This is a genomic window from Edaphobacter modestus (assembly GCF_004217555.1).
In the GTDB taxonomy this organism is placed as follows: domain Bacteria; phylum Acidobacteriota; class Terriglobia; order Terriglobales; family Acidobacteriaceae; genus Edaphobacter; species Edaphobacter modestus.
In genome coordinates, this window is sequence record NZ_SHKW01000002.1 from 484,118 (window position 1) to 492,591 (window position 8,474).

The following is an 8,474-nucleotide window of genomic DNA, read 5'->3' on the forward strand; positions in this document are numbered from 1 at the left end:
CAGCAGAGCAACGGGGGGGGACACCATGAACCAGCTTCTTCGCCGCATTCGCATGCTTCTCCATCGTGGCCGCTTCAACGCCGAGCTCGAAGAGGAGATGCGTCTTCACATTGAGCTGCGTGAACAGAAGAATGTCGATGCGGGTCTTGCGGCCGATGCAGCGCATCGCGAGGCGCATCGCAGTTTCGGCAACGCGACCGTGCTCCGCGAGAACAGCCATAACACCTGGGGCTGGGGCTGGCTCGAAGGCTTCGCGCAGGACGTCACCTACGGCGTGCGCTCCATGCTGCGCTCCCCCGGCCTGACCGCGGTCGCGTTGCTCTCGCTCGCTCTCGGTATCGGCGCCAACACCGCGATCTTCAGTTTTCTCAACGCCGTGCTGCTGCGCTCGCTGCCCGTCAGAAACTCATCGCAACTCGTGGTGCTTGGAGAAGGAGGACAACTGGGGCAGACCAGTCGCTATGGTTCCACCGACCTCTATTCCTACCCCTTTTACCGGCAGTTTCAGCAGAAGCAGCAGGTCTTCTCTGAGGTTGCCACCCTCTTCAGCTACAACCCCGATGTTCACGGAACCATCGACCGCCGCGACCAGATGCAGCCGATCGCGGCCGATCTGGTCTCCGGAACTTTTTTCAGCACACTGGGCGTCGAGCCGGCGATCGGCCGCCTGTTTACAGATGCCGACGACAACAGCGAAGGCGATCATCCGGTCGTCGTCATCAGTTACAACTGGTGGCAGACGGTCTTCTCCGGCGACCCCGATATCCTCAAACACACGGTCAAGATCGGCGACACTACCTTCGACATTGTGGGCGTGGCTCCGCCCGGCTTCTTTGGAATCTTCGTCGGTCATACGCCCGACCTATGGGCTCCCATGTCGATGATGAACGCCATGCCCTTGCATTTTACGGGCTACAAGGACAACTTCAGCCAGTCGAACCTCATCCTCGCGCGACTGAAGCCCGGCGTCTCACGCGAGCAGGCCGAGGCTAACACCAACGTCCTCTACCAGCAGATCATCCGCGGCTTCTCCGACGCTAAGCTTGATGCCTACAATCTTCGGCATCTGGAGGCCGCACACGTGAAGCTTACCTCACTGAAGACCGGCCTCTCCGCCCTGCGCCACAGGTTCTCCGACCCACTCAAGATCCTGATGGGCGTTACCGCGCTGGTGCTGCTGATCGCCTGCGCAAACATCGCGAACCTTCTGCTCGCCCGCTCCACGACCCGAGCGCGCGAGTTTGCCGTTCGCCAGGCCCTCGGCGCTCAACGCCTGCGCCTCATCCGTCAGCTTCTTACCGAAAGCCTGCTGCTTGCCCTTACCGGAGGCCTCCTCGGCATCGTCGTCGCCGTCGTCGCCGACCGTTTTCTGCTGCGTATGATCTCGGGCGGGCCCAACGCGGATCTCATACGGCTCGACGTCTCGCTCGATCTTCGCCTGCTTCTCTTTACTCTTGCCGCCACCATCAGCACCGCGGTTCTCTTCGGCATCCTCCCCGCGCTCCGGGCCTCGCGCATCGAGGTCACCGAGGCCCTCAAGGACGGGCGCGTCTCCTCCAACGCCGCTACCCGCAGCCCGCTCGGCAAGACCCTCGTCGTCACCCAGGTCGCTATCTCGCTAGTTCTCACGGTCGCCGCCGTGGTGTTCTTGCGCAGTCTCGTCAACCTTACGAAGGTCGATACCGGCTTCAACCGCCAGGGTGTGCTTCGCCTCGACATCGACCCCACCGTCACCGGCCACAAAGGCGAAGACCCACGCCTGATCGCCATGTTCCAGCAGATCGAGCAGAAGGTCGCAGCGGTCCCCGGCGTACAGTCCGCCAGCTTCGCTTCCTTCTTCTTCGCGCAGGGTACGTGGAGCGAAAACATCAACGTTCCCGGCGCCCCCTACAACGACCACATCTTCGTCAAACACAACATCATCGGCAACGATTTTTTTCGCACGATGCAGATCCCGCTTCTCGCCGGTCGCACCTTCGGCACGCAGGATACCGCCGCCTCGCACAAGGTAGCCATCATCAGCGAGAGTGTTGCGCGCGACCTCTTTCCCGCAGGCGTCAACCCCATCGGCCGCCACTACTTCGTCAGAAAAGATCCTAACCCTGAGGAAGATGTCGAGGTCATCGGGGTCGTCAAGGATGTCAAGTTCAGCGGCCTCGACGAGCCGCAGCAGTACATCGACTACATCCCCAATCCGCAGCACCCCTCGATCTACGATGGCCTCGGAGTGCGCTATACGGGCGACTTCAATGCCGTCTCCACCGCCGTGCAGCAGGCCATCCACTCCATCAACCGCACACTTCCCATCAGCCACATCACCACGCTCGACGCCGTCGTCGATCGCACTATCACCAATCAGCGCCTCGTCGCCGAGCTTTCTGCGTTCTTCGGCCTGCTCGCCGTCTTTCTCTCCGCCATCGGTATCTATGGCCTGATGAGCTACATTGTTAGCCGTCGCACCAACGAGATCGGCATCCGCATGGCTCTCGGCGCCGCACGGTCGAGTGTGCGCTGGATGGTCATGCGCGAGATCGTTCGGCTTGTCGTCCTCGGCATCGGTATCGGCACCGTCATCTCCCTCGCCGCGGGACGGCTTGTCGCCACCATGCTCTATGGTCTCAAACCCACCGAACCCAATAACCTCGCCATCGCCATCGCCGTACTCCTTGTCGTTGCTCTCACCGCCGGTTACCTCCCAGCCCGCCGAGCCTCCAAGGTTAGCCCTATGGAAGCCCTACGCTACGAGTAGTCCTACCTTGGTTCATCCTTCCACGATGTAGAAATTTGTGGGTTTCCTTGCAAACTACCGACCACTTCGTCACTTCCGCAAAATCCTCTTGCAATTTCTCTTTGGGAGAAGCTATCGGCGAACTTTCGTCTGGAGAGCGGGATTAGATCCTGGCTGACCCAGATCAAAGGGCACAGCTCGCGGGAGCACTGGAAACACTGACAAACCTGTTGCAGTCAACTTCTAAATAATCAATAGATTGACGCACTTATCCTCGTGCTTTACATGAGATAACGGAGTTGACGAGACGAGACGAGATCCGAGCACACGCTCCTAGTCCGCGGATTGGAACTGATTATTCCTGCACTCAGCTAGCCGTGCGGCGATGCCAACTCTGAATCTCGTTGAAATCTTTATCGTCGAGGTCAGCGTCAGACCTATTTTCCCCTACTGGCGAGATCCTAAAGATTCTGATCTTAACTTTCTCCCGACATTCAACGTGACTCCGCACTCAATCCAGTCAGTGATCCGCTGGGACGACGAAGGGACACGGCAGACAAAGCTGATGTACTGAGGCCCAATTCTGGCGTAGTCCGGGATTCAAAAAGACAACCTACTCAATGCTTCCTCGTAGAAGGCATACACGGACAAGGCTCCTAACGTCGTCCGCTCGGGCGTTGAACTCTTGTTTCGTTCCGTTCTGATCATTGATCTCAATTAGATTAAAGCTATATATAACAATATAATGCCGGTAGGATTTAAACTAAAGGATAATACTTTCTGGCTCACTCCATCGCTTTCGGAGGGTCTGCAATGGATCGCCTGCTGCTTTCCCGAGCTTCAACTCGCATGAACGAGGCGACCATCCTTATCGATTCAGCTCCTCCTTTGCCGTTGCCAGCAGAGACAATGTCTTTCTTATAGAGATTCCTTATCCGGGCCGTATATCCTCGAGACCGCACTTTTTAAGTGTGATTTAATTGTGATTTAGATGGGAGTGTGAGACACTAAAATTGCACGGTTTCACAGGAGGTCTGTTATGGCGACCGCATCACTCCCAAGACCTGATCTATTTGCCCATCGAGAGGCGCTGCGGCTACCTGCTGCTACCGTAGTCGAGAAACTAGTTGAAATCGTGGGACGCAAGCTCACCGCATACATCGGAGGAGTCAAGGACGTTCGCGCCGTGAACCGCTGGATCGCCGGGGGAGAGATCTATGGCGATGCCGAGGCTCGTCTGCGGTTTGCGTTCCAGGTGGTACGCACGTTGAGCGAGCACGATTCACCTGCGGTCGTACAAGCCTGGCTGACGGGCGTGAATCCTGAACTTGGCGACCGCGTGCCTCTGCGGCTTCTGCGCGAGAATGACATCGACGCTGTCGCGCCCGCGATTCTGAGCGCTGCGCGTGCCTTCCTTGCCGGAGGATAGACGGATGGAACTTGAAGAGCGCCGGCCGACCGAGCCGCTCTATCGTCTCGGCCGCCGCCCGAACGCGTGGCAACCGCCAGAATGGTTTCTCGCGCATAGTGATGGCACATTCGGGAACCGGTTCGACGATCCGCAAGGCTACTACCGTGTCCTATATGCCTCTTCGCAACGTCTCGCATGTTTTGTCGAAACGCTAGCGCGCTTCAGACCGGATCTGTCGCTGTTGGCAGAACTGGATGCGATCGAGGGAGAGGACGATTTCGTTGCTCTCGGGACGCTTCCGCGTGACTGGTTAACTGTCCGCACCATGGGGAGTGCCGAGATCGATGGGTTCTTTGCTGACATCTATGGAATCGCTTGGGTGAGTCAACTCCGGCGAACGCTGGCTGGGGAAGCACTGAGACTCGGAATGAAAGACATCGATCTTAGCTCCCTTGAAAGAGCTGAACCAAGGAGACTCACGCAGCTTGCGTCGCGGAAGGCGTACCTGCTGAATTTCGCGGGCATCTTTTATCGCTCCCGATACGGGCAGACGCTCGAGAATTGGGCGATCTTTGAACCCTTCTCTCTGCAACATGCTAAATCGAAGGAATTCTATGAAAACGATCCAGACTTGTTGGAAGCGCTTCGGCTTCATGGAATCCGTTTCGCCTAGGCTTTTGGGGGCAACCCAGCAACGCTGACAACCGAGAACGATCTGAGTCCACTCGATATCACAGCCAGCCTCAATCCACATGAACGATCTTGCGGATGGGGACATGGACCTCTCCGACGGCTTCGAGTTGGGCTTCGGATGATGTCATTGTTCTGCCAATCTCGCCCAGGACGATGAAGATCTAGGTCCTTCGCGTCATCCCAGTATGTATTGAATCATATTCGCCTGATGTTCTCCCCCCTTTCTTTGCAATTTTGCGGGTGGGAGCGCACTTCGGCTTCAATTCCTGCGACGCTGTACCAATGTGCTGGCTGGCATCTATGAGGCGATGATACGAGTACCGTTCGGTCGATACCTTGCACGGAACTTAAAGCCGGTGCCAACATCCAAGTACCTATGAGTTCACAGGATGTTCCCGAGATTGGAGGCTCCGCAGTCTCTGACTCCGACCCCCTCGCAGTTCGTTTCAACTTCCTAAACACCTATGCGCGTCTGCCAAAACGCTTCTATGCACGGGTGAATCCAACGCTGGTAGCTATCCCGAGCCTTGTGAAGATAAATGTAGAACTGGCGCGGTATCTGGGATTGGATCCGGATGCCCTGAAGAGTACACAGGGAGTCGAGATTCTGGCTGGTAATCGTGTCGCCGAGGGCTCCGAGCCCCTGGCGATGGCCTACGCCGGACATCAGTTCGGGCATTTTGTACCCCAGCTCGGCGATGGCCGCGCCAACCTGTTAGGCGAGGTGATTGCGGTTAACGGTGTGCGCTACGATGTCCAACTCAAGGGTTCTGGTCGGACACCCTTCTCTCGTGGCGGCGACGGCCGAGCCGTGCTCGGTCCGGTTTTGCGCGAGTATATCGTGAGCGAGGCCATGGCGGCGTTGGGCGTGCCAAGCACTCGGGCTCTCGCTGCCGTGACGACAGGGGAGCGAGTGTATCGCGAAACGATCTTGCCTGGAGCTGTGTTGACCAGGGTAGCGGCGAGCCACCTCCGCGTAGGAACCTTCCAATACTTCGCTGCAAAAGGCGACACAGAAGGGACGCGACAGCTGGCAGACTATGCGATCGCCCGGCACTATCCAGGAGCATCGCAGGCTAAACAACCCTACCGGGCCCTGCTGGACGGCGTGATCGCCCGGCAATCAAACTTGGTTGCACAGTGGATGCTCCTCGGCTTCATCCACGGCGTCATGAACACAGATAACACCTCCATCTCGGGAGAGACGATCGACTATGGTCCCTGTGCCTTCATGGAGGCATACGATCCTGCTACTGTCTTCAGCTCCATCGACCAGCAGGGACGCTATGCCTATGCGAACCAACCTCGTGCCATGCTCTGGAATCTGACACGTCTGGCCGAAGCGCTGCTACCGGTTATGGCGGAAGAGGTAGGCGACGACGAAGCCGCACTGGAGTCGGCTAAAGAGGCGCTCTCAGCCTTTGATCCTCAATACGAGGCGGCTCGAAGTGCCGGCCTTCGCCGTAAACTAGGTCTTCTGACCGAACGTCAAGGCGATGCCGCATTGGTCGAAGATCTGTTGGAACGTATGGCGTCCAACCACGCCGACTTCACGTTGACCTTCCGACGACTGTGCGATGCTGCAGCAGACCCGCTAGCGGACAGGGAGGTGAGTAAGCTGTTCGATAACCCCTTCGCATATGACTCATGGGCTGCTGGGTGGCGCCGTCGTCTCGAGGAAGAGTCCATTGCATTGCAATCACGCACGGAGATGATGCGGATGGCAAGTCCGGCATTCATCCCGCGCAACCACTTAGTGGAGGAGGCCCTCAGCGCCGCCACTGAGGGCCAAGACTTCCAGCCGTTCGAGGACATTGTGAACGTGGTATCGCGCCCATACAAGGATAGGTCGGAGTTGCTGCGCTATGCCACGCCAGCTAGCCCTGACGAGTATGTGAGTCATACCTTCTGCGGGACGTGAGGAGCGAGTCCGCAATCCATCTGTCACGCTGCACTCAATTCGCGGAAAATGCGCTGTGGCACCCAGATCCTGCACCCAAATCGCGGAATTCAGGGCATGTTTGTATCTAAATCGCGGACAGCGTGGATGAGAGCGGAGTTGATTCTCCGCTTCGGGGATGCTCTCTGCGCTCACTGTGCGGCGCTATGTCTCAGATTGCCTCGCCAGCGTCTCCTATTGTTCCACTTTTGCATTCAATTTGCGGACGAACTTCGTCGGGTCCGTTGATTCTGGCATGGAATCCTTTCGAAGATCGCATTTTTCACTATGCGGTTCGCGTAATCTAGCTTAGAGGCTAAATTGGTGGATGAGCCGAGGGCTCATCCACCAAGACCGACGACTACTCGTCGTCGGCTCCGTCCGTGGGATCATCGGCGGTTTCAACTTTCGAGAGCCGCTTCATGCTGACCGCGTGGACCTCAGCGATCCGGTGCTTGAACGTAGCGCCCTTGACCTCATCCTCTACTTCGCGATACCTGAGAATGCCTTCCAGGGTGACGAGCTGCCCCCTCTGAAGAGTCTTGGCGAACTTCGAGAGATTCCTCCAGGCATAGACGCGGTGCCATTCGGTGCGTGTTTCGTACTCGCCCTTTGTCGTTCTTCCAGCTTTCCTGAGTTGCGATGTTGAGGATGACGTACTCTTTGTTGTTCTGAGCGGTTTTGGCTTCTGCGTTCTGTCCGAGGCGGCCGATGAGGATGACTTTGTTGAACATGGTGTTTAGGCTCCGTTTCTTTTGGTTTGTCCGCTGTCTGCGGTACATGCTTGCCCAACGGGTGTGCCGTCGCGATCCACTCCCTCGGCGACTGGATAGGAATCTGCGGAAGGGGACCACAGCTTGCCTGGGGGCAGGAGTCCGCACCTCTTGAGAGGCGCGCAGCGGATTCTGGGAAGGAGAGCGTGCGTCCGAAGGGCGGGGGTGTCTTGAGCGCGGCACGCTGAACGCAGATAGAAAGGCAAACCGGAAGGGAGTCTTCCTGTTCGACGGCTTTCCCTCATGATGCGAGTAGCAAAAGCCAGCTCAGAGTCCAAAGAGCCGTCACTGACGCGCAGGAAGGAAGAACCATAAGGGAGAATCGCGACATCGATGCTCATCGCTCGGCCCATCTCTTCGCCTTCTCCATGGTTCTCCGGATGTAGGCAGCTCGCTTGGAAGGGCTGGGATCGCGGGAGAGGTAATCGTCTTCAAGGCACATCCGATCCGGTCCTCGGTCATACCATTGGCAAAAGCGGCGACACAGAAAGCGATGTCGGCGGCGGCGGGACGGTCCTGGTACCTGGTTGAGCTTCGGAATCGCTCAAGAGATAGGTTCGATAACCTCGGTCCCCTTCGGGGAGAAAGAGAACTTTCGAGACGCATCGCCTCGTGTTCCTGCTCGCGGGCCTCGTAGAGCGTCGTTATCTCTTGCTCGAAGGCCTCCGCCATTGGGTACTGTTGTCCACTGTGGCTGTGCAGGCGCACGAAAGGGAAGAGGCCGTCAGACTTTCTGTATTTGGGTTTGCAGTTCGTGAAGCCGGGAAGCCGTCCAAACCTCCTCCAGTCCGCCGCGCTGGGGTCAGCGTCGTACCGCTTGGCCAATGTCTGCGCGGCAAAGGTTCCGAGGAGCTTCGGAAACGTTGTCGGATGCTTGAGCCAGGCTTGGAAGTTGCCGGCGCTGGTCTCGACAACAGCGCACGGATTGAA

6 protein-coding genes and 1 pseudogene are annotated in these 8,474 nt (G+C 57.7%); 4 read left to right on the forward strand and 3 right to left on the reverse strand.

Annotation, left to right across the window (positions count from 1 at the left end; translation table 11 throughout):
* Window positions 1-25: 25 nt before the first annotated feature.
* The 4 genes from BDD14_RS27905 to BDD14_RS27920 all read left to right on the forward strand — a co-directional run bounded on the left by BDD14_RS27905 (window position 26) and on the right by BDD14_RS27920 (window position 6,753).
* Window positions 26-2,749: an ABC transporter permease gene (locus BDD14_RS27905; protein WP_130424301.1), complete on the forward strand. Its 2,724-nt coding sequence runs from the start codon at window positions 26-28 to the stop codon at window positions 2,747-2,749.
* A 1,018-nt stretch (window positions 2,750-3,767) separates the two neighbouring features.
* The gene (locus BDD14_RS27910; RefSeq protein ID WP_130424303.1) at window positions 3,768-4,157 is read left to right on the forward strand and encodes a DUF2384 domain-containing protein; all 390 of its coding nucleotides are present in this window, start codon (window positions 3,768-3,770) and stop codon (window positions 4,155-4,157) included.
* Between the two features lie 4 nt (window positions 4,158-4,161).
* Window positions 4,162-4,812: an RES domain-containing protein gene (locus tag BDD14_RS27915; RefSeq protein WP_130424305.1), complete on the forward strand. Its 651-nt coding sequence runs from the start codon at window positions 4,162-4,164 to the stop codon at window positions 4,810-4,812.
* A 396-nt stretch (window positions 4,813-5,208) separates the two neighbouring features.
* Window positions 5,209-6,753 carry a protein adenylyltransferase SelO gene (locus BDD14_RS27920; RefSeq protein ID WP_130424307.1) on the forward strand — a complete coding sequence of 515 codons (1,545 nt, stop codon included), beginning with the start codon at window positions 5,209-5,211 and terminating at the stop codon, window positions 6,751-6,753.
* A 379-nt stretch (window positions 6,754-7,132) separates the two neighbouring features.
* Here BDD14_RS27920 and BDD14_RS33455 read toward each other — a convergent pair.
* From BDD14_RS33455 to BDD14_RS27930, 3 genes and pseudogenes are all read right to left on the reverse strand, one after another.
* Window positions 7,133-7,300 (reverse strand): annotated as a pseudogene (locus BDD14_RS33455) (single-stranded DNA-binding protein); the annotation flags it as partial.
* A complete protein-coding gene (locus BDD14_RS27925; RefSeq protein ID WP_341273334.1) occupies window positions 7,248-7,553 on the reverse strand; it encodes a single-stranded DNA-binding protein in 306 nt (101 codons plus the stop codon). The gene BDD14_RS27925 and the pseudogene BDD14_RS33455, both read right to left, overlap by 53 nt.
* A gap of 276 nt (window positions 7,554-7,829) precedes the next feature.
* Window positions 7,830-8,474 (reverse strand): DNA-primase RepB domain-containing protein (locus BDD14_RS27930; RefSeq protein ID WP_242618338.1); only part of this gene is annotated, 645 nt, incomplete at its 5' end.

Coding starts and splice junctions, on each gene's coding strand:
- BDD14_RS27905 (WP_130424301.1), top strand. CDS start 26: ATGAACCAGCTTCTTCGCCGCATTCGCATGCTTCTCCATCGTGGCCGC.
- BDD14_RS27910 (WP_130424303.1), top strand. CDS start 3,768: ATGGCGACCGCATCACTCCCAAGACCTGATCTATTTGCCCATCGAGAG.
- BDD14_RS27915 (WP_130424305.1), top strand. CDS start 4,162: ATGGAACTTGAAGAGCGCCGGCCGACCGAGCCGCTCTATCGTCTCGGC.
- BDD14_RS27920 (WP_130424307.1), top strand. CDS start 5,209: ATGAGTTCACAGGATGTTCCCGAGATTGGAGGCTCCGCAGTCTCTGAC.
- BDD14_RS27925 (WP_341273334.1), bottom strand. CDS start 7,553: ATGTACCGCAGACAGCGGACAAACCAAAAGAAACGGAGCCTAAACACC.